The following is a 21,900-nucleotide window of genomic DNA, read 5'->3' as shown; positions in this document are numbered from 1 at the left end:
TTCTCAGGGAGGAAATCATGAACTTATCTAGGATTGTTAATTAAGAGCTAACCAAAGGAGCTATTTCATAGTTTTGGGTAGCTCTTATTTTTTGAAGCAGACGAAAACTGCAACATCTGAACATTTATGGGCATACTACATACGTTTAAATTTAAATATAAAGGAGCTTTTTTATGACAGGAATTTTAGGTGGCAACCCCAAGGATGAACCGATGCATTATGGAGAGATCTTTAGTGTATGGCAAGCTTCGATGGTAGCAAAGGGGGCCCTTTCGTGTTACCGAGCTTACTTGTATCATGCCGGTGATAATGATCTCAAAAAAGTATTAGGCGCATTAATTGATCAAGCCGAGCTTGAGGTTAGTGAGTGTGATACGCTGCTGGCAGATAACGGGATTGCTTCAGTACCAGCGATGCCGGATAGACCCGAAGCCAAGCTTGAAGATATTCCTGTAGGTGCACGATTCACGGATCCCGAGATTGCTGCTATAATTGCTGCTGACACTGCTACAGGATTGGTAGCTTGTAGTCAGGTTATGGGTCTTTCTATCAGAGAAGATATCGGTGCATTATTTGCAAAATATCACCTAACTAAAGCAGCGATAGGCGTTAAAATCCTCAATTTGAGCAAGAAAAAAGGTTGGTTAATTCCTCCCCCACTTCAGGTAAAAAGACCAGAGTCTGAATAAGATTGTACCCTGAAAAGGCCTTCGATAAATCGGAGGCCTTTTTGGGTTGTCCTACAAAATGTTTCTTTTGAATAGGCTAGTACTACACACAAACATTAGAGAGGAGGGAATGCTATCAATACTTTCATAGGATATATTTTTCTTGGTCTTTCGCTATCCGCACCTATTGGTCCTATTAATGCCGCTCAACTGGACAATGGAATTCGTAAGGGCTTCTGGCATGCTTGGGTAGTGGGGCTTGGAGCCATAAGTGCTGATATCATATTCATGTTACTAGTTTACTTTGGGGTGATCCATCTGCTCGAATCCCCTTTTATTAAAGCATTCTTGTGGTTATTTGGTTTCTTTGTGCTGGTGTATACGGGCATAGAGAGCATTAAAAATGCTGGTGTGATTTCTGAACCCGGTATGAGAAGCAGTGATTCATCTTTAACTAAGTCTTATTGGTCCGGTTTACTGATGTCTTTATTCAATCCGCTTTCCATATTATTTTGGCTAGGGATATACGGGTCCATTTTGGCCAAAGCGGCCATGGAGTATCCGATGCAACAGCTGTTGATTTATAGCGGAGCTATTGTACTCGGAATTTTGATCTGGGATGTATCTATGGCGATCGCCACAAGCATGTTTCGTAAAGTCCTGACAACCCGTGTTTTAAAATCGATCTCCGTGCTGTCAGGTCTTTCGCTTGTTGGTTTTGGGCTTTATTTTGGTATACAAGCTGCTCAGCTATTGTTTTTTCATTAAGTTTTGTTTTTTTGGGGGTCTAATGATTTTTGTCGGACCCTTTGAGTAATCTATTATTCCCTAAATTTCTAACAATAAATTTCCTTTACTCGCTTCCTTATCCATATCAACGGTATATTTCTTACGAACACGTGTCACGATCCAATCACACACGGCGATCAGTGTGACAAGCAACAGACTAAAATATAACCCTGGGCGGCTGAGTGAATGAAAAAGAGTACCTTTGACCGCGAGACCAATGAGCAGCAATCCTAGCCAACGTTTAATCGTGCTAAACCGACTTCCTTTTAACAGTTTTCCAGAAGACAGCAGGATAAACGACCAATTGTACAGCAGCATTAACCCAACCGCAGTAGTGATATACTCATACACTTTTCCTGGTAACAATAGTGACATCACCACTGCCGCCGTAATCCCAACGGTGATCAAAGTAAGGGCATAAAAAGGATATTTATCCTTCCACTTCCGAGAAAATAACTTCGGCGCATCTCCTTCTTGAGACAGGGTAATCATCATTGAAGTTACAGCGTAGAGTGACGCAGTCATTGTAGAGAAGCCAGCGGCAATCAACACTCCGTTAAATAAATGAGGCACGAAAGCCAAATGATCACTACTTAGCGCTAGAACAAACGGACTTTCTTTCGAGTTAAACGCACTAAACGGCACCATGATTACAGCTAGACCAATAGACAAGATGTATACAATAACCAAGGCGATCAGTATAACCTTTCCTGCCTTTGGTGCATCCTCCGGCTTTAGGTACCGCTGGGAACCAAAAGCGCGAAAAAATAGATAAAGCAGTTAGTTGACTACCCATGATTAACAACTCCGAGAACCAATAAACCCAGCCACTGCAGAAACCCGCCCAGCTACCAAACGCTTTTTTTTGCATATGAACGAAAAGATCCTTGCTCTGGTTGTTCTGCTGTCATACGTGAAAGAGCATCAAATACTATATACGTTCCAATAGCAGCCAAGATGTAAGCGATCAGTACTGCAGGCCCGCCTATAGAAATCGCTAAGCCTGAACCTAAGAAATACCCGGTTCCAATTGTACCTGCAACGCCTAATAAGTTTAACTGCCACCACTTCAATTTCTTTTCATTTTTTGAATTACGAGAAGCTTGGTTCAAAGAATTCAGTCCTTTTGTAAAGAAGATATAAGCTTACCTTTGGATTTTACTCACACTCCAATAGGCTGTCCTTATACTCTTAACTACATGCAGACTCTTTTCATTCTATATAATGCAAAGGGATTGTGACCTGTATACATTTAAAAAGAGTAAAGCGACCTATTGGTCGCTTTACTCTTTTTTAGTATCACTCAGAATACCCGCTTCTGATTCCGGTCATCAATAATAATCTGCACAGCTTCTTTAAACCGAATCGCATGAATAATTTCCCGCTCCCTCAGGAACTTAAGGCTATCCTGCAGATCCACATCATCCGTCATATCAATCAGCCACTGGTATGTAGCCCGAGCCTTTTCTTCAGCCGCAATGTCCTCATAAAGATCAGCCAGTGGGTCACCCTTAGCTTGAATATAAGCCGTTGTAAAAGGTACGCCTGAGGCATTATTGTAGAACAAGGCATGATCATGTGCTGCAAAATGCGGTCCTAATCCAGCTTCCTCTAATTCGCAAACCGACGCATCCTTTGTCAGCTTGTAGATCATCGTGGCAATCATTTCGAGGTGGGCGAATTCTTCTGTAGAAATATCGTTCAAAACGCCAATAACTTTATCCGGAATCGTGTATCTTTGATTCATATAGCGCAGGGCTGCGGCGAGCTCACCGTCGGCTCCTCCGTATTGCTCACTTAAATAACGCGCCATCCGGATATCACATTTACCGACCCGTACCGGATATTGCAGCTTCTTCTCATATATCCACATTCGGGAACTTCCCCTCCTCTAGAAACTTAGTTCCTTACAGTACACACTTCTTACACCTGCCAAGGCCAAGGAGCCTGATTCCATTCCCACGGACATTTCGAATAAGCGCGACCAAAATTCTGCAGCGGACCATATAATTCCTGAAATTGATTCGCTAGCTTGGTACGTTCCTGAGTCAGCTGATTAAATTGTTCAATACTTCTTAAATCATCTGGATGAGTATTCAGATATAAGTTTAACTCCACCAAGGCAAAATCAAGAGTCTGCAGCTGTTCAAGCATTTCATAATATCGTTGATCGCAAGGGTTTGCCTCCATAGTCTACTTCCCTCCTCCTTTGCACTTAGATTCATACGGGCTGAACAGTGCTGGCCAGAGCGTGCCATACTTCAAAGCTTCCTGTAAACTAAACTGCGGAAGATCGGGTGGCTGAAAGTTAATGAACTGATTCGGTGGAACTACATATGTCTTGAATGGCACCGGTGGGCAAGGATCAAACGGGCCCCTAAACGGGGTATACCTCCGTAGCTGTGATTCCATTTTTCTTACCTCCTTTGTTCCTGTTCCTTGTTTATTACTCCCTTAGCTAACTTATGACAGCAGGACACATTATAAAACGTTATTTATAAAAAAAGCACTGGAGCAAGATTTGTCATGCAATTGCACAACAAATAAGCTGCCTTCGGAAAAGTACCGAAAACAGCTTATAACTTGGATCTTATTGAATATTAAGATCTAGACTTCATTTTTTTGACGAATCTTCGTGGGTAATCTCAAGGATATCCAACATAAAAACAAAGATGGGAATGCCAAGAAGAAGTCCCCAGACACCTATATAATGCTCAGAAAACAACAACACGATAAAGGTGTAGAACATCGGCAAATTCATTTTTGTGGACATCAACTTGGGATTCAAGAAATAGCCTTCGATAAAATGTAATACCGCAATAATCGCCAGCACATAAGTGACTGTTGTCAGACCGCCGATGTTGTAGCCGATGATTAAGAGCGGAATGAGCGAAATCAAAAAACCAACCACCGGAATGAGACTAAGCAGAAAAATCAAGATCGATAAGGCAAATAAATATGGGAAGTTAAGCAGCCACAAGCCAATAATAGTAAGACAGGTGTTGAATAAGGCAATGAGAATTTGCGCTTCAATTACTTTCCCAAAGGAAACGATGAATTTTCGGCTGAAATACTCCAGATCTATATAAAACCAGGCAATTCGGCTCTCTCTCATTCTAGAAGTGAAACTGACGACCCGGTTCTTCTCCAGAATAAACACAAAACTTAGAATGGTCGATATAACGAAAGTCGCACCCCAGTTGCTAACCTTCAGCACATAATCGATACCTCTTTTGATATAGGACTGATAGTTAAGGTCCCTGAGCATATCATACAAATACAATGTAATCTTGTTCTGCGGGAGATCTTCTGGTTTGAGATTGGTAAGGAAGATGGTTAATTGCTTAATCTGTTCCAATACTTTAGGGAGATATTTAGCAAGGGCCAGTACAATCACTGCGATTAAAGCGAGGTATAAAATGACAATAATCACCTTACTGTTAACCTTCATAAATTTACCAATTCGTTTACTAAGCAATGTCTGAAAGCTGTTCATGACAAAAGCAATCAAAAACGTCAGTAACACCAGATTAAGCATCCCTCGAATACTGAACAACAGCAACCCGATAAGTGCGAGAATAAAAAAACGCCTGGTGGTTATATTCGCGTAGAATCGCTTCAATACATTCATAGATCTTGCTCCATTCGATTGCGATTAATATTGCTGATCTTCCATTGGCTATAAAAAGGAAAACTTAGCCCCCACAAAAAAGCCGATGGAAACAAAAAGGAGTGACCAGGTTAGCGCTCCTGCAGTCGTTATGAGTATATATTTTTTGAAAGACATAGCACTGATTCCAGAGATATAGCTTGATACATGCCTCAGACCGGGAATGAAATAGGCAATGAAAATCGCCCAGTTGCCGAACCGCAAAAACCATCTTTTCATACTGGCAAAACGCTTGGGTGTAAGGCCAACCCACTTGCCGAATTTTTCTACCACAGGTTGCCCTAGTCTTAAACCAATGGTATAGCTGATAAGCATTCCGGTGATAGATCCCATGAAACAAACCAATACCGAAAGTGAAAAGTCCAAAACCATAACGGAGGATAAATAGCCTACAAACAGCATTAACACCTCATCCGGTACAGGAAGTCCGATAATCCCAAGTGCCATAAGGGCAAATATGGCTAAATATCCGTACTGCGAAATGATCTCAATAATCCAAGGCATGGGTGTATCACTTCCTGTTGAAGGATTTTTTAAGTGACGGAAATGGGATACGACTGACCATCATTACGGACAGTATTGCCATTAATACGATGACTAGTCCTGGTTTCATGCGTTCATCTAGTAAAGAAATCATCGACAGAATGACTCCAGCAGCAGTAATGGGCATCCCCACGAACCCTTTGGAAGGTGCCGATAGATTAAACCTGGCCAAACGAAGTGCACCACAGATCAAAAAGAAAACTGAAGCTGCAGGTCCAATCCAGTGAGCATCTTCTAACCTGTACAATAAGATAAGGAAGGTTGGCGCTAAACCAAATGATATAATATCCGCCAATGAGTCCAATTGTTTACCGAATTCACTGGTACATTGCAGTATTCTTGCAAGTAATCCATCGAGTACATCGCATATTGCCGCAAGCAATATCATAAATAAAGCCAGGCTGTATCGTTCTTGAATCGTGAAATACAAAGATAGTGACCCGAGTCCCAAGTTTGCAAGTGTGCACATTGAAGGCAACCAATTCAATTTCATACGATTTCACCCCTTTCATTGTAGTATTTTTGTTGATCCGTTTAACCTTCAAAGGTCACAGTAAAGCTGACGCCGTTCTCCGTATTTTTCACAGTATAAAGACAAGCGTGCATATCTAATATTCGCTTCGCAATGGAAAGCCCCAGACCTGTACCGCCCGTCATTCGACTGCGAGATGGCTCAGACCGATAGAACCGTTCCCAGATTTGCTCTAGCTGATCTTCGGGGATGGATTCTCCTATATTTTGAACAGTGAATACAATAGTCTGGGCATGACTCTCAATATTGACGGTGATAGAACTTCTTTCTTCCGCATGTCTGATAGCATTGGTCATAAAATTCAGCAGAACTTGTTCGATCCAGTTCACATCAGCATATATCGGTAATTCGTTTGCAGGAATAATGATGACCTCCAAATGTTTTTCACTCAGCAAGTGAACCAGCTTGTCCGTCACCTTTTCCGTCAGTTCACTTAACATAAAGGAAGTTTTCCGAAGTTTAATCGTGCCCGACTCCAACCGCGCTAGATCTAGCATATTTTTAACAAGAAACTCCATTTTATCTGCTTCCTCAATAATCACCTTAATGTAGTGATCCTGCTTGCCGGCGCTAACGCCGTCTTCTAATCCCTCGGCAAAACCTTTGATAATACTGAGGGGTGTCTTCAATTCATGGGAGGCATTGGCAAAAAAGTCCTGCTGCATGATCTCCATTCTTTGTTTCTGCTCCATATCCTCAACTAGCTGCTGATTGGCCTCTCTTAACTCTCGTAAAGCAGAATCCAGACTTAGTGATAAGGTGAACATGCTATTAGAAAGACTGCCTAGCTCATCCTTCTGCCGAATCGATGTGTCCCCTGTAAAGTCCAGAGAAACCATCCGTTTGGCTATGTTGTTTAACTTAATTAGCGGACGCGTTACCATTTTCGAAAAAAAGAGAGAAAGAACCAAAATCAGAACAATGCCGCCTATTCCCAGATATAAAAAGAACCAACGCAACGCCTCGTTCGAATCCTTGACTTCCTGTAATGAGGTGACTGTGAATAGTAGTTCAATTTCTCCGGTACTTTGTTTAAGGGGTAAAATAATCACCGAATTGCGACTCCCACTCCAGGGAGCAATCCAGTCTTGCTTCTGTATTTTCAAATTCTTGAAGTCGTTTATCTGCGCCGGTGTCAAAGGAAACCATTCCTCTAGAGCTTCAAACAGTATTCCCTGGCGTGGATTCCATATTTTCAAATCAGGCAATACAATTTCTGTAACAGTACCTGAAGCGTGAATCATCCCAGTCTCTTCCGTATCCCCTATTGTTCCGGTCTCTTTTTTTGTAATACTTATAGGGTAGATTATAGCGGGTGAAGAACTGTCTTCATCCAGTAGTTCGCCTTCGATGCTGAGCTGATCATCTACTTTAATGTTCGCTGCTCTAAGCGCATCTCCGTACTGATTCATGAATAGGGATAAAGAAACAACCATACTCTTTCCGTCATCATCAATTAACTTTATATGAAATGGATCTTCCGAATTCATTTTTCCATCCAGCTTCAAAATAACCATTTGTGTTTTATTCCGCAGCATAAACCGAACGAGCTCCTGGGAGGTTCGAGTGCTTCCCCACGGCTCGCTTATATATCTTGCAGCAAAGCTCTTAAGATGTTTCTCCACGCGGTTCTCTTTTTGCTTCTGATAGAAATTGTCAAACAACAGCAATTGGCTTAGAATGACCATGCCATAAAAGCAGAGGAAAAAGATAACGGTCATCACAAACAGTTTAAAAGTAATTCCCCGTCTTCTCATGCCTCTTCCTCGAACATGTAACCTGTGCCAATCACCGTACGAATAAACCGAGATTCATAACCCAATTTACTTCGCAGCTTCTTAATATGACTGTCCACAACTCTAGAATCTCCTTCAAATTCAATTCCCCAGATCCGACTAAGGATCGTATCTCTTGAAATGACAATCCCTTTATTTCGTATTAAAAGCCATAAAAGATCATATTCCTTAGGGGTAAGCTCCACTTCCGCATCTTCTACCTCTAAGCGATGAGCTAAGGTGTTAAACATCGCGGAACCAAATTTTATTATGCTGGATTCAGGCTGATGGGAGCCTTCAACACGCTTCATAAGTGCATTTGCCCGGGCTACCAGCACCTTTGGACTAAATGGCTTTGTAACATAATCATCCGCTCCTAATTCAAAGCCGTAGATTTTGTCGTCATCTGTAGACTTGGCGGTTAACAAAATGATAGGTACCGCTGATTTTTCACGCACTTCACGGCAGACTTCATAGCCATTCATAGCAGGCATCATGATATCCAAAATCAGCAGATCCGGCAGCAGTGAGTCAAACCAAACCAATGCATCTATTCCATTATCGGCTTCGAGTACTTCCCAATCATTCTGTATGAAGTAATCAGACACCAGTTCACGAATACGAATTTCATCCTCAACGAGAAGAAGCTTCTTTTTCAATCTAGACCCCGCTTTCAAACCATTTATAAATATTAGCATAGTCGAGTGTTATGTCCTTTATGTGTCCACAAAAAAACTCCCCCTGTCATGAGCCATGCAGCTCTAGCAGGAGGAGTTCATTTTATCCCTGATCACTCGGAACAATACGCACAATTTTCAATAGGTTATTCTTTATTTCCGTCCGGCTCTGATGGATTTTCTTCGTTCTCAATGGGGGGTTCCCGATGGATATTAATTCGAGTGATCCGCAATCTTGTCGATTCCTCGACTTCAAATATCACATCTTCTACTTTAACCCGTTTTCCTTTGGTTGGATTCCCCTCCAGCTCCTTAAACAACCAGCCACCAATGGAATCCACTTCATCATCCTCGATCACAACACCTGTAAGATCGTTGACATCTTCAATCAGCATCCGGCCTTCAACGGAAATATAATCACCATTACGCTCCACACTCGGACGCTCATCTTCGAATTCGTCATGCAGATCGCCTACGATTTCTTCCAGAATTTCTTCTGCTGTCAGTAGCCCGGCTGTACCACCGTATTCATCGACAACTAGCGTTAGCTGAGCTTTATTCTTCTGCATAAAACGAAGCGTATGGCTAATCTCCATCGATTCCGGCACGTTAAGGATTGGTCGAACCAGCGTCGTAAGATCATTCTGCTGCTCAGGTGGAGCAAACAGCAGGTCGGTAATATGAATAAAACCAATAATACGGTCCTTGTCTTCAAAAGCAACCGGATAACGTGAATGTCTTGTTTCTGTAATAATCTTCATATTTTCTTCGAGCGAAAGATTGCTGTACAGCACATCCATATCCGTACGAGGCAACATGACTTCACGAGCGAGAAGATCAGAGAATTCAAAGATGTTATCCATCAGCTTCATCTCATCTTTATCAATGACACCACTCTTAGCACTCTGATTCATAAGAATACGAATTTCCTCTTCCGAGTGGGCTGCCTCACTCTCATTCGCGGGCTCAACACCCACTAAACGAAGCAATGCGTTCGCCGATGCATTCAGTATCCAGATAAAAGGCATAAAGAGATTATAGAAGAACATCAGCGGTGCCGAGAGTAGTAGCGCAGATCCTTCTGTTCTTTGAATCGCAAGCGATTTCGGTGCAAGCTCACCAAGTACAATATGTAAAAATGTAATAATCGAAAATCCGATAACAACAGAAACAGTAGAAATCAGAGTACCGTCGGTAATCCCCATTTTATACATTAACGGTTCAACGAGCAGCTCTGAAATGGCCGGCTCACCGACCCAGCCTAACCCCAGTGACGCGAGTGTAATCCCAAACTGGGTGGCAGATAAGTAAGAATCCAGTCTCTTATTTACCTTGAGTGCATATCCAGCCATTTTATTACCTTCACTGACAAGTTGGGTCAGACGAGACTGCCTGACCTTAACTAATGAGAACTCCGCTGCTACAAAAATACCGTTCAATAATACGAGCACCAGAACAAGCAAAAGATTAAGCATTAATCTCCCTACTTCAAATTCCGTATGCGCCACTTTAACAACGCCTCATTTCTACAGATTGATCGCTTTTCTAGTTTTGAAATCAACTTCCGGATAATACATATCCGCTACTAACAGGTTAGGTCCGCAACAACCTGCTGCATCGCAGTAACAATTCACCTTCTGGTTCAGCGGATGCTTCGTCTGCCAATCGATAAATATATCATCCAGTTTTTGGTTGTCTATGTTCCCAAAGGCTGCGATATCAGCGAAATCTGTAACGAAAACATCTCCAGTAAACATATTTACGTTCACACGATTCCGACCATCCGGATCGTTACGAAGCGTAACATTCTTCTCTGCACGCATTCTACTTAGCAATTTCTGATCTTCTTCAAGGAAGCTGCAAGCAAAAAATGGAAGCGTGCCGAACAACATCCATACCTCTGGATCACGCTGGTCCAGTAACGAATGGATCGCTGTCCGCATTTCATTTAAAGATAACACTGGCAAAGCGGAAGCAAAGCTCGAATTGTACATCGGATGAACTTCATGGCGTTTTGCTCCCATGTCAAGAATCAGCTTATGAATTTCAGGCAGCTTAGTGTGGGTACGGTAATTAATCATAGTTTCCGCAGAAATTAACATACCATCCTCACTTAGTTGGCGAGAGTTCTCAATCATTGTATTATATAGCCGGTAAGCGGCTTCCTTGGTAACCGCATGACCACTGTTCGCAAAACCGACTTCATGAAAATCGTCACCGTTCACATAATTAAATGAAATATGCATAACGTCCAGATATGGAAGCAGCTTCTCATAACGGGAATATGGCATCGTCAGATTAGAATTAATTTGTGATCTGATTCCCCGCTCTTTGGCATATTTCAACAATGGCACAATGATATTATCCACCGTTCCGGCGCGGAACATGGGCTCTCCACCCGTAATACTAATAGTTTCTAGATGCTCAACTTCCTCTAAACGGTCTAGCATATTCTTAAGCGGTAGCATATCTCCTTCTTTGGAGGTTAGACTATCACCAACAGCACAGTGCTCACACCGCATATTGCATAAATTGGTTACAGTGAATTCCACACTCGTTAGCACATGGCGGCCATGCTTACGTAGAGAAGTGATTGGATCCCATGGATCGTAACTTGGCGACAGCTCCCTCGGTGAAGATGTTAATGGTCTTAAAACATTCATTTGCACTAGCTCCTTTAAATCTTATTCCTATTATTAACCCAAAATCATGAAGAAAGAACGATGACTTACCCTATATCATACCACGTTAGTCAAAAAAACTGCACTTATGATGTCTTTCTGGCCTTCTATACTTGCGCTACATTTCAAAAAAATAAAAGCAGCGAGACGAAAAATAGGCTTCCGACATATCTTCGGACAAGCCTAATCTTCTCTCCACGCTGCTATAAATAATCAATTTGGCGTTTCCAGAGAACCGCCTTGTTCTGCGACGTCAATAATAACAACGGAGAGGGCTTTACTAAGATCTCGTTCAAACGGTACGACTTTCTCTCCTTCAGGACCCGTAAGCACACGTACGGTGGGTCTATGAGGCGTACTTGGATCTATTTTGACCACAACCCCGCTCTCCCCCGTACTGAGCTTCACCGTAAGTCCCAGCGGATAGATAGCTACGCGATCTCTAAACAACTCTAAATGCTTCTGCTCATATAAAGTACCGGAACCAACATAGAGGGCCTCAACGGCTTGATGTGGCAGCATAGCCTTTTTGTAGACTCTATTGGAGGTCATGGCATCGTAGGAGTCCGCTACACCCAGCCACTTGGCATATTCATGTATTTGGGGTCCTGTTAATCCGCGAGGATATCCGGAACCGTCAATGCGTTCATGATGTTGCAAGGCACAATGTGCTGCGAGCAGCGGAATATTCGGCTCCTCCTTTAGAATCTGAAACCCAATCTCGGTATGAGCCTGCATGTGGCGGAATTCTTCATCACTGAGCCTGCCGGGTTTCTGTACGATTTTTATCGGGATTTGTGTTTTCCCAATATCATGCAGCAGCGCGCCTAGCCCAATCACTCGAAGTTCCTCTTTACTATACCCGTGAGCAATACCAAGCACTAAAGTGTACAAGCAGACATTCAGGGAATGGACATATAAATAGTTATCAGCAGTGTGCATATCCATCAGCATGATCATCGGATCTTCTTGTAAAGACATATCGTCTAAAATGTTATCCATGATCTTAGAAAATTTTTTGTCCAGATGATACAGACCCTTGGTAATTCCTGAAGCCCCAGACATTTGCTGAAATTGATTACGAATCACCTTTAGGGCCTGATTGCGCGTCTCATCCTGTAGAATACCAGTAATCACAATATCGTCCGTGACAGAATCCTCTATGTAGATATAGCCGATATCAATTCTTGCAAGACGCTTGATCAATGCATCCGTAAGCTCCACCCCGTCTGCGAGTAGAGTTAGACCTTCATCATTATATATTTTTTTACCTAATTTCATGCCTGCTTGAAGCTGATTCACGGATACTAAACGCACTAAACTCACTCCTGCCTTTAACGGTAAAATACTATTCTGTATTGAAATCCTTGGGTCACACGCTTTGTCTATACCGTTTCTATGGAAATTCAGACAGGTGTACCTTAAAGAAAATCAGATGTGTCTAGGTCTATGCCAACGGGCATTAACGCATAATAAACAACCAGAATACAGCAGCAAGAATAAATCGATAGATCGCGAAATGCGTTAATCGAATCTTTTGAATCCATTTCATAAACAAAATGACCACTAAATATGCCACTACAAAAGAAATCAGAAAACCAATTACAAAATAACCAATCGTCTCACTTGTGAAGTTTTTATACGAATCCAGCAGTTCATATCCGGAAGCCGCACACATAATAGGAATGGCTATGAGGAAGGAAAAATCCGCAGAAGCCTTGTAGCTGACCCCGCTTAACATCCCCCCGGAAATAGTAGACCCGGAACGGGAGAAGCCCGGCCAAAGTACCGAAATAATCTGATACAATCCAATCGCGAGCGCCTGTCCGTAAGACAAATCATCCAATTCGTGAGCAGTAATTCGTATTTTGCGTCTGTTCACCCATTCTGCAACAATCATTAGAATCCCTCCGGCCACAAGTGCCCAGAGTACAGTCGAAGCTCCAAAAAGACTTTTGATAAAATCGCGGGCAAAAAATGCCACAGCAAGTGCTGGGGCAATCCCGAGAATCACATGAATTAAGTTCAGACGGGATGCCGGCATAACGCCTCCTCTACCTGAACTACTACGTCCAATCCCTAGCAAATTGAGTACTCGCTTGCGGTAAACAAGTGCAATCGCCAAAATCGCCCCTAGTTGAATTACAATTTCATAAGTCTTCATAATCGAATCTTGCTCAGCGAAGCCTAATAGCTTCGTGGTCAAGATCATGTGTCCGGTCGAAGATACAGGAATAAATTCAGTGATCCCTTCGACAATTGCTAAAATAATAGCTGTAATCGTGTCCATAATGTCCTCCTATTTTTGGGAATCTAGCACTGTTAAATGGAGTCTATAAGTGTAGATTATGAGCTGTCGGCCTTATTCAGACTTAGCCTCCCAGCGAGTGAGCATGCATTCATCGAGGCTGTTTGGACGCTGTAACTCCATCCGCAAGAGATCACGCAAAAAATGAGGTAATAGAAACAAAGCATCCTTCCCATTCGCGATCGTCTCATAGCCGGCCCTGAAAGTAAACATGTCCAGCGTACCAACATTATACTCTCTTTCATCCTCCAGTGGGTTTCCTTCGACAAAAACTGCAACACTCTTATCATACGGTATCATTAGTGGGTCGTACAAGATTTTTAATCCATCTACTGCCAAGCTGCCCAGATGATTCCCGCGGAAACCGTACCCGTAAATGACCTTACTATAAAACTCCTCTGTAAGGCTCTGTTCCAAAGCTGTGCGAATATCTATACCCTTCAGCTTAATGATGCAAGTATTGATGGGAGAAGGACAAAGTGCGTGCAGCATCCCTGTCGTAACCTCGCCTTCCGGCAATGGTCCTAGCAGCTGACCCGTATTAACTAATGACATACTAGTTCCTGTAAATCCACGTACTGCTTGTGCCAAAAGATTGCCAAAGGGGGACTCTCCCCGCAAGTTCAAAGGAAGCTCACGGTCAGTAATCGCAGCGATCGTCTGAAGAGATTCTTGGCCATGCTTCAAATGAATAGCGACTGCAGGACCTATAACCTCCTCCTTTAGAAGGGGGTCAATAGGAATACATTCACCCGTCACTAAGCTGAAATCAGACTGAGGATCTAGTCGCTCAAATTGTAGGCGCCCGAGATACCGACCGAATTTCCCAGCACCGCATACGGCAGTACCATTAATCATAATAGGCTCTTCTAACAGATGGTGCGTATGTCCACCAAGAATGGCATGTACGCCCTCTAACCGTTCTGCCAGAATTTTATCCGTAGGAAGTCCGAGATGAGATAGAACGATTAAAATATCCACCTGTGGCGCTAAAAGTAGGCATTGTTCCCGGAGCGCAGTCTCAGGATCTAAAGCATCCCAGCCCAAAAGGGAATAGAACGAAGTAAATGCCGCTGTTGCTCCGGTCACTCCAATTTTAATTCCATCCTTCTCCAAGACCGCATGACGCTTCATCCAGCTTGGCGGCTCTCCTGTCGAAGACTCTACAAAATTACAGCATACTACCGGGCACTGTAACCCGGAAAAAATAGATGACAACATCTCCTGAGAGAACGTGAGCCCCTCATTATTGCCAATGGTTACAGCATCATATCCTGTTAAATTTAATACATCGATGTTAGCCTGACCCATAGTGCCTTCTGTCTCAACAGCTGCACGATCCATATGATCACCAATATCCAGCAGCAGTACAGGCTCTTCTCCCGCTGCAGCCCTTTGTGCGGCGATTTCCGCTGCCACCGGACTTACCATTTCAAAATGGCTATGTATATCATTGGTATGAAGTATGGTCAGTCTTTGTGGCACATGCCCCATAAGCAACATTCCTCCTACCCTTGAGCTGCTCTTTAATGAAGCAGTCGGTGCGTGATCTTATAGAGCCTAGCATAACATTTTCAGACACATTATGGTATATTGAAGACATCAGATCATACATCAGAGGAGAATAAAAATGCATATTACTATCCGACTATTCGCGGGTCTGGCTGAGACAATCGGCTCTTCTTCTCTGTCCTTCCAAGCGACTGAGATTCCCTTAACAGCTGGCAAGCTGAAGGAGCTTCTATCTGCCTCTTATCCGAATGCAGCATCCCAAATTGGGGCTTCTTTAATTGCCATTGACCGGGAATATGCTCCTGATGATTCTATCATCACAGCGTCTTCCGAAGTCGCACTTATTCCTCCAGTTTCCGGGGGAGAGAATGGCACTATATATGAAACTACTACTGATGGTCTCTATAGCATAACGGACCAGCCTTTAAATGCAGAGAAGCTTCTAGATGCCGTTCTTGACGTCAATCACGGAGCATCCTTATTATTTATCGGCACTACACGTGAAATGACCGGAGAACAACGTACAACCGCACTTCATTATGATGCCTATATTCCTATGGCCTTAAGTAAACTAGAGGAGATTGGTAAAGAAGTGAAGAACCGCTGGAACGCAAACTGCGCCATATCTCACCGCATTGGGCTTGTAGGTTTAAAGGAAGCAAGTGTTATCATTGCCGTCTCCACACCCCATCGCGATACCTGCTACGAAGCCAGTCGCTTTGCCATTGAACGATTGAAACAGACGGTTCCCGTTTGGAAAAAAGACATTAATGAATCGGGCCAACATTGGGTGAACTCTGATCAAAAAGCTAGCGATACAATCCACAAATAATCTTTCCTCCTTTTTGATTGAAAAATCTGAACTTTGTTGATATTCTGGATAAAATCGGATAAAAGGTGGCATAGGCATTGAGAGTACACGTCTCGGATCTAAAACCTGGTAATCACCTTAACGCGGACGCGTATAGTTCTAGGGGTTTACATGTATTACCAAAAGGATCACTGCTCCAAATAAATGATATCGCCAAGCTGATGCAGCTTGGAGTTGATTATGTTGATATCGAGACGTTAGAGGAAGAGGTATCCCCCCTCAGCAGACCTTCAATTATTCAGACGGTGACCACTAGTTTTGATACCATGATTGATGGCTTCGAGTCTCTTTATATGGAAGCGTTATTAAAAGGAAGCTTCAACCAATCCGTGGTAAACGACATTCTTCAGCCTTCGCTTCAAACTTTGGACAAGCATAAAGATGTAGTGTCCCTCCTGCTTTTGCTAGATCGGGAAGATAACTATACCTACAATCATTCCCTTCAGGTGGGCATGCTCTCTTATTATATTGCGATATGGCTTGGTTATTCCAAACAAGAATGCTATGAAATTGGTCGTGCAGGCTATTTGATTGATATTGGAAAATGCCGAATTTCACCCTCTCTCTTGAATAAACCAGGGAAGCTAACGCCAGATGAGTTCGAGGAAATTAAACTACATACTAAGTACGGCTACGAAATTATACGTAATTCCATGGACGATTCTTACACAGCTTTGGCTGCTCTCCAACATCATGAGCGTGAGGACGGCTCTGGCTATCCGAGCGGTCTAACCAAAACTGATATTCATCCTTATGCACAAATTGCAGCTGTAGCTGACATTTATAGTGCGATGACTTCTAAACGAGTCTATCAGTCGAAGCAAGAGCTTATTTCCGTCCTGCGTGAAATAAACAATCTAAGTTTCGGCAAACTGAACGCTAAAACCGTTCAAGCCTTTATCCAGCATTTAATGCCCAACTTCATCGGCAAGCGTGTGTTGCTGAACACAGGTGATAATGGCGTAATTATTATGAACAATCTGGTCGATATTTTCCGACCACTGGTAAAGGTGGACGGAATGTTCGTGGATCTTTCCCGCGAACGGAACGTTGCCATTGTAGAAATTTACATGGACTAAGGCATTTCGATCCCTCCCAAACCCTCCCTTCCAAGGGAGGGCCCCAAGGGCTCCGCCCTCTGGACATCCGGAAGTTTGATGTAAACTTGTGGCGGTGGTGGATAGAAGGAACGCCTTGTGTAACCTCGCTTTGAGGCTCCTGCATTGCTGGCGCAAAGATCGGGGCGTCAAAGCTATCTTTCGAAATCCATGATCCCCCGTCTTCTTTTGGGGGATTTTTTCTGTTGTATTATGTACAACAGAATTCTTGTACGTAGAGCTGGATTGTAATTCTGTTGTATTTTATGCAATCAAAAATAAAGAAAACGTAATTTCTTGATGATTGAATTACAATTTTCTTGGCGAGACTAATATGTGGCTTAAATATTTCTAGGAGGTAAAAAGTATGCTTCCAGTCCATGAACGTCTTGCCGAGCTGTTCACTCTAAGTCGTCTACGCCAGCTTACAGCCTCCGAAGAAACGGAACAACAGCAATGCCTACAGGTGAATGCCACTTACTGTTGGGAAATGGCACGACTACAAAATGAAATACTGTTAGCGGAACAAACAACGGATACACAGTGGCATCAGGATATTTGTGCCCAAATGTTTGAGCTACGTATAACGGGTAGATTGCCTAAACGTCCGAAATAATTGGACGTACGATATAAAACAGCCCACTCCTCATTTGCTTTCGCAAGGGGAATGGGCTGTTGTTCTTTGCTATAGAAAGCGGAACTGCGCTTCTATTAATCCGTTATACACACCATCACGTGATGTCAGTTCTCGGTGGGTTCCTTCTTCTTTAATCTCACCATGGTCCAGAACAACTATTTTATCCGCATGGCGGATGGTAGATAGTCTATGAGCGACGATAAAGGAGGTCCGGCCCTGAAGTAAGATTTTGAGTGCCTCTTGAATCTTCAGCTCCGTCTCTGTATCAATACTTGCCGTAGCTTCATCAAGGATCAGAATCCGTGGATTCGCCAATAGTGCACGGGCAAAGGAGAGCAGCTGACGCTGTCCCATGGACAAGGCACTACCACGCTCTTCTACCTCTGTCTCATACCCTCCAGGAAGCTTCATAATAAAGTCATGGGCATCTACTGCTTTCGCGGCATTTTCCACTTCTTCATCGGTAGCATCCAGTCGACCAAACCGGATATTATCGCGAATCGTTCCTGAGAAAATGAAGGTGTCCTGCAGCACGATTCCGATCTGCCTTCTCAGACTATCTAGAGTAACTTCACGGATATCTTCACCGTCAATCGTAATTCTTCCGCTCTTAATATCATAGAACCGGCCAATCAGGTTAATAATCGTGCTTTTCCCCGAGCCAGTATGACCCACCAGCGCGATCGATTGCCCAGCTTTTACATCCAGATCGATGCCTTTTAAAGCCGCCCGACCTTTTTCATATTCAAAAACGACCTTATTGAAGTTAATATCTCCACGAATCGTTCCTAGTGGTTTAGCCCCTGGATTATCTTGAACCGAAGGCTGCTCATCCAAATATTCAAAGATCCGTTCTGAGGAGGCCATCGCTACCAGCAGCTGGTTATACATCTGCCCCAGACGGTTGATCGGGTCCCAGAAGTTGCTGACATAAGAACTGAACGCTACCAGTAAACCGACAGTAAGCTCGCCAGATTGGATGAGATACGCTCCTAGCCAAAAGAGGATCATCGTTCCAAAACCACCAGTGATCTCGATCATCGGCCCGAAAGCTTGGTTCATCGCAGATGCTTTATTCCAGGACTTTTTACTATCTGTATTCATAAAATCGAAATAATTCATGTTTTCACGTTCTTGTGTATATGCTTGTGTGACTCTGATCCCCTGAATCGATTCATTCAAGTGAGAATTAATTCTAGAGTTCTTCATCCGCACATCCTGCCAAGCGATCCGAATCTTCTGACGCAGCTTAGTAGAAATAAAGAACATGATCGGAACCGTAACCATTACTGCAAGACCAAGTTTCCAGTTGATCAATAACAGAATAATGGTAATCCCTAAAAGCTGTACACAGTCAATCATCAGATTGACTACCCCGTTCGTGAACAAATCCTGCAGTGAGTTGATATCATTCGTCACACGTACTAATACCGAACCTGCTGGGCGTTTATCGAAGAAGTTAAAAGAGAGCTTCTGAATATGCTTGAACAAGTCAGAACGCAAGTCATAAATGACTCTTTGTCCAATGATGTTCGTGTACTTAATCCGGTACACACCTGCAATCCATTGAATGAGATATAAGACAATGACACCTGCCGTAAGCGAATAAAGAAGTGTTAAGCTTGGATTCCCAACCTTAGGCGCTATAGCACGGTCGATAGCTAAACTTGTCAAGAAAGGAACGGTAAGCTTCGTAATGGTTCCCAGAATCATCATGATAGAAACCAGTGGAAGCATCTGTTTGGCGTAAGGCTTCATATAGCTGAATAATCTGGTGAACTGCTTCCAGTCAAACGCTTTGTCGATCACATCATCATCTTTGTACACGAAACGTTCATCAAGTGTCTTCTGCTCGGCTGCTTTACGCTTTGCTCCCGAAGCGGTGTTCTGTTTGGCTTCAAGTTTCATATGCCTCACTCCTCCCCTCTTCCGGTAGCTCTGGCCAGATAGTCAGCATATTGTATCCGGTATACATCTTGATATGGACCCGGAACTTCAATTAGCTCCTGATGAGTACCACGTTGCTGAACATGACCTTCGTTCATGACAATGATCTGATCCGCATGTCGCAAGGAGGATATCCGATGGGCAATTATAAGTGTTGTACGCCCATTCATGACCTCCTGGAATCCCGCTTGAATCTCATGTTCCGTTTCCATATCGACCGCACTGGTCGCATCGTCGAGGATGAGGATACGCGGATTCTTAAGCAGGGCTCTTGCGATCGCAATCCGCTGCTTTTGTCCGCCAGAGAGACCCATCCCGCGTTCACCCACTACAGTGTCATAGCCGTCTGCCATCTCCATAATGAAATCATGCGCCTTTGCCAGCTGTGCAGCACGGATAATCTCCTCCATGCTTACATTTTTCAAGCCATATGAAATATTGTTGCGGATGGATGAGGAGAACAGGAATGTTTCCTGGAATACGGTGGCAATCTGTGACCGCAGGCTGCGCACACTGTACTCTCTAATATCAATGCCATCCAGCGTAATACTCCCTTCATTGACATCATAAGCACGCATCATCAGTTGAGTAATAGTGGATTTACCTGAACCTGTGCCTCCAAGAAATCCGATAATTTCACCTGATTTAGCTTCAAAATGGATGTCAGTAACAGCAGGCATTTTGTTCCCGTACGCAAAGGTGACATGATTAAAGGCAACATCCCCCTTAACCTCGGAAGGCACCAGTTCACGGGCATCCTCTTTATCCTTAACATCAATTTTTTGATTAAGTACTTCAAGTACACGTTCTCCCGAAGCTTTGGACTGTGTATAGTTATTAATATGAAAGCCTAGACCCCATACCGGTCCAATGATGTACCAAATCAAACTGAAGAAGGCAACCAATTCACCTAGTGACATTTTCCCGTTAATGACGAGTGTACCACCTACGCCTAACAGGATAGCTATACTGACCGATGCTAAAAGCTCCATGACCGGAAAAAACTTACTCCAGAGCTCAGCGGCAAAAATCTGATTATTCTTATAACGTTCATTACGGTGTGAGAATTTTTCAACTTCGTGAGCCTCTCTAGCAAACGATTTGACAGTTCGCACACCCGTGATATTCTCCTGTACAGCCGTTGTCAGAGAACTCAGCGCAAGGCGCATCTCTTGGAAGGCCGGATGAATCTTGGACTCAAATCTTAAAGCTACTGCTGCCAGAAATGGCATAGTAATCAAAGTAACCAATGTTAGCTGCCAATTAATGGTGAACATCATGATAGAACCAAAGAGCACCATAAAAAACACATTTAGCAACTGAGCAAAACCAAAACCGATAAAGTTCCGAATCGCTTCCAAATCCCCGGTCAGCCGGGACATCAGATCTCCTGTTTTCGCGGTATCATAATAACGGAAAGATAGAAATTGTAATTTCTCATAACAAGCGTTACGTAGCCGATATGCTAGAAAATTACCTAACCGCCCTCCAAAAAAACCATGTGCAAATTGCAGGCATGCTTTTACGATTACTACAGCTAACACACTGAGAGCCAACACGGGCACCTCTTTAAACTTGAGTGGAACAATTACTTCATCGATCAGCTTCCTTAACAAATTGGGGGTAATTAGCCCCACTGCAGTTGCGGCGGCCAAGCATACAATCGAAAGAATCAAATAATGTAGCTTCTCTCGGTAATAGCCTCGCAGTTGCCTGAGAACATCCATATCTCTCCTCCTTAAAGCTTTACGAAGTAAAGCTGCTTCGTAAGCATAGACTTAGCTTTACAAAATAAAGCTATTTTTTAGCGCTTTCAATTTTAGTGACTTTAAGCAGTGTATCATCCCTAATTTAAAGCGGCAAAGGGTAGAATTGAGCGTTTATCCTGTTATTTCGGAAAAAAGACCCATATATAGGTGATAAACGACCATCATTGTCTTAAAATACTCGAGTTTCCTCCTTAATGCTGTTGAATTAAGAAACATCATGATCCTTGATGTGACCGCCCCCTCCAAAATAAACTTTTATCAAGCTTTTTTGCATAAAATTTGGATTTAACCCTCTAGAATGAAAACCCCACTTCAATTTCCAATAAAAAATACGTATTCGAGTGACTTGAGCATAAAAGCATCAAGATCACTGCGAATACGTATTTTGTATTACTTATTAGAATGAAGCCGGAACCTTGAAGAT

20 protein-coding genes and 1 pseudogene are annotated in these 21,900 nt (G+C 43.1%); 5 read left to right on the top strand and 16 right to left on the bottom strand.

Features of this window, described 5'->3' with window-relative positions; translation table 11 throughout:
- The first annotated feature begins 173 nt into the window (after positions 1-173).
- Complete coding sequence (locus tag H70737_RS08630; RefSeq protein ID WP_042186395.1) at positions 174-689, top strand: DUF3231 family protein; 516 nt, start codon at positions 174-176, stop codon at positions 687-689.
- Between the two features lie 114 nt (positions 690-803).
- Positions 804-1,436, top strand: a complete 633-nt coding sequence (locus H70737_RS08625; RefSeq protein ID WP_042186393.1) for a LysE family transporter — start codon at positions 804-806, stop codon at positions 1,434-1,436.
- Positions 1,437-1,496: 60 nt separating this feature from the next.
- Here H70737_RS08625 and H70737_RS08620 read toward each other — a convergent pair.
- From H70737_RS08620 to H70737_RS08555, 14 genes and pseudogenes are all read right to left on the bottom strand, one after another.
- Positions 1,497-2,569: pseudogene (locus tag H70737_RS08620) on the bottom strand (hypothetical protein).
- 191 nt (positions 2,570-2,760) lie between these two features.
- On the bottom strand, positions 2,761-3,330 hold the full coding sequence (locus H70737_RS08615) for a manganese catalase family protein (protein ID WP_042186391.1): 570 nt from the start codon (positions 3,328-3,330) through the stop codon (positions 2,761-2,763).
- Between the two features lie 50 nt (positions 3,331-3,380).
- A complete protein-coding gene (locus H70737_RS08610; protein WP_042186389.1) occupies positions 3,381-3,647 on the bottom strand; it encodes a spore coat protein CotJB in 267 nt (88 codons plus the stop codon).
- A 3-nt stretch (positions 3,648-3,650) separates the two neighbouring features.
- Positions 3,651-3,869: a spore coat associated protein CotJA gene (locus tag H70737_RS08605; protein WP_042186387.1), complete on the bottom strand. Its 219-nt coding sequence runs from the start codon at positions 3,867-3,869 to the stop codon at positions 3,651-3,653.
- A gap of 202 nt (positions 3,870-4,071) precedes the next feature.
- Positions 4,072-5,088 carry an AI-2E family transporter gene (locus H70737_RS08600; RefSeq protein ID WP_042186385.1) on the bottom strand — a complete coding sequence of 339 codons (1,017 nt, stop codon included), beginning with the start codon at positions 5,086-5,088 and terminating at the stop codon, positions 4,072-4,074.
- Positions 5,089-5,136: 48 nt separating this feature from the next.
- Positions 5,137-5,631 (bottom strand): DedA family protein, encoded by a 495-nt coding sequence (locus H70737_RS08595; protein ID WP_042186384.1) that lies wholly within the window; start codon positions 5,629-5,631, stop codon positions 5,137-5,139.
- 7 nt (positions 5,632-5,638) lie between these two features.
- A complete protein-coding gene (gene pssA, locus H70737_RS08590; protein ID WP_042186382.1) occupies positions 5,639-6,163 on the bottom strand; it encodes a CDP-diacylglycerol--serine O-phosphatidyltransferase in 525 nt (174 codons plus the stop codon).
- A 41-nt stretch (positions 6,164-6,204) separates the two neighbouring features.
- Positions 6,205-7,959 (bottom strand): sensor histidine kinase, encoded by a 1,755-nt coding sequence (locus H70737_RS08585; RefSeq protein WP_042186379.1) that lies wholly within the window; start codon positions 7,957-7,959, stop codon positions 6,205-6,207.
- Positions 7,956-8,636, bottom strand: coding sequence for a response regulator transcription factor (locus H70737_RS08580; protein WP_042186377.1), 681 nt, complete (start codon positions 8,634-8,636; stop codon positions 7,956-7,958). The genes H70737_RS08585 and H70737_RS08580 overlap by 4 nt, the downstream gene beginning before the upstream one ends.
- A gap of 164 nt (positions 8,637-8,800) precedes the next feature.
- Positions 8,801-10,129, bottom strand: a complete 1,329-nt coding sequence (locus H70737_RS08575) for a hemolysin family protein (protein ID WP_042193528.1) — start codon at positions 10,127-10,129, stop codon at positions 8,801-8,803.
- 51 nt (positions 10,130-10,180) lie between these two features.
- Positions 10,181-11,317 (bottom strand): radical SAM/CxCxxxxC motif protein YfkAB, encoded by a 1,137-nt coding sequence (gene yfkAB / locus H70737_RS08570; RefSeq protein WP_042186375.1) that lies wholly within the window; start codon positions 11,315-11,317, stop codon positions 10,181-10,183.
- A gap of 231 nt (positions 11,318-11,548) precedes the next feature.
- Complete coding sequence (locus H70737_RS08565; RefSeq protein WP_042186374.1) at positions 11,549-12,652, bottom strand: HD-GYP domain-containing protein; 1,104 nt, start codon at positions 12,650-12,652, stop codon at positions 11,549-11,551.
- Positions 12,653-12,797: 145 nt separating this feature from the next.
- Positions 12,798-13,625 (bottom strand): undecaprenyl-diphosphate phosphatase, encoded by an 828-nt coding sequence (locus H70737_RS08560; protein WP_042186371.1) that lies wholly within the window; start codon positions 13,623-13,625, stop codon positions 12,798-12,800.
- A gap of 72 nt (positions 13,626-13,697) precedes the next feature.
- Positions 13,698-15,137, bottom strand: coding sequence for a bifunctional metallophosphatase/5'-nucleotidase (locus tag H70737_RS08555; protein ID WP_042186369.1), 1,440 nt, complete (start codon positions 15,135-15,137; stop codon positions 13,698-13,700).
- 136 nt (positions 15,138-15,273) lie between these two features.
- Between H70737_RS08555 and H70737_RS08550 the strand changes: the two genes are divergently transcribed.
- The 3 genes from H70737_RS08550 to H70737_RS08540 all read left to right on the top strand — a co-directional run bounded on the left by H70737_RS08550 (position 15,274) and on the right by H70737_RS08540 (position 17,739).
- Positions 15,274-15,987 carry a molybdenum cofactor biosynthesis protein gene (locus tag H70737_RS08550; RefSeq protein WP_042186367.1) on the top strand — a complete coding sequence of 238 codons (714 nt, stop codon included), beginning with the start codon at positions 15,274-15,276 and terminating at the stop codon, positions 15,985-15,987.
- A 77-nt stretch (positions 15,988-16,064) separates the two neighbouring features.
- Entirely contained in the window at positions 16,065-17,105 is a 1,041-nt protein-coding gene (locus H70737_RS08545) for an HD-GYP domain-containing protein (RefSeq protein WP_042186365.1), read from the top strand.
- Between the two features lie 385 nt (positions 17,106-17,490).
- Complete coding sequence (locus tag H70737_RS08540; RefSeq protein WP_042186363.1) at positions 17,491-17,739, top strand: DUF7667 family protein; 249 nt, start codon at positions 17,491-17,493, stop codon at positions 17,737-17,739.
- Between the two features lie 69 nt (positions 17,740-17,808).
- Here H70737_RS08540 and H70737_RS08535 read toward each other — a convergent pair whose 3' ends face one another.
- Entirely contained in the window at positions 17,809-19,668 is a 1,860-nt protein-coding gene (locus H70737_RS08535) for an ABC transporter ATP-binding protein (RefSeq protein WP_042186361.1), read from the bottom strand.
- A 5-nt stretch (positions 19,669-19,673) separates the two neighbouring features.
- Positions 19,674-21,434, bottom strand: a complete 1,761-nt coding sequence (locus H70737_RS08530; RefSeq protein WP_042186359.1) for an ABC transporter ATP-binding protein — start codon at positions 21,432-21,434, stop codon at positions 19,674-19,676.
- Positions 21,435-21,900: the final 466 nt, after the last annotated feature.

The organism is Paenibacillus sp. FSL H7-0737 (genome assembly GCF_000758545.1).
Lineage (GTDB): Bacteria > Bacillota > Bacilli > Paenibacillales > Paenibacillaceae > Paenibacillus_AQ.
Note: the sequence above shows the minus strand (reverse complement) of the source record. Positions and strands in the feature narration are given on the sequence as shown.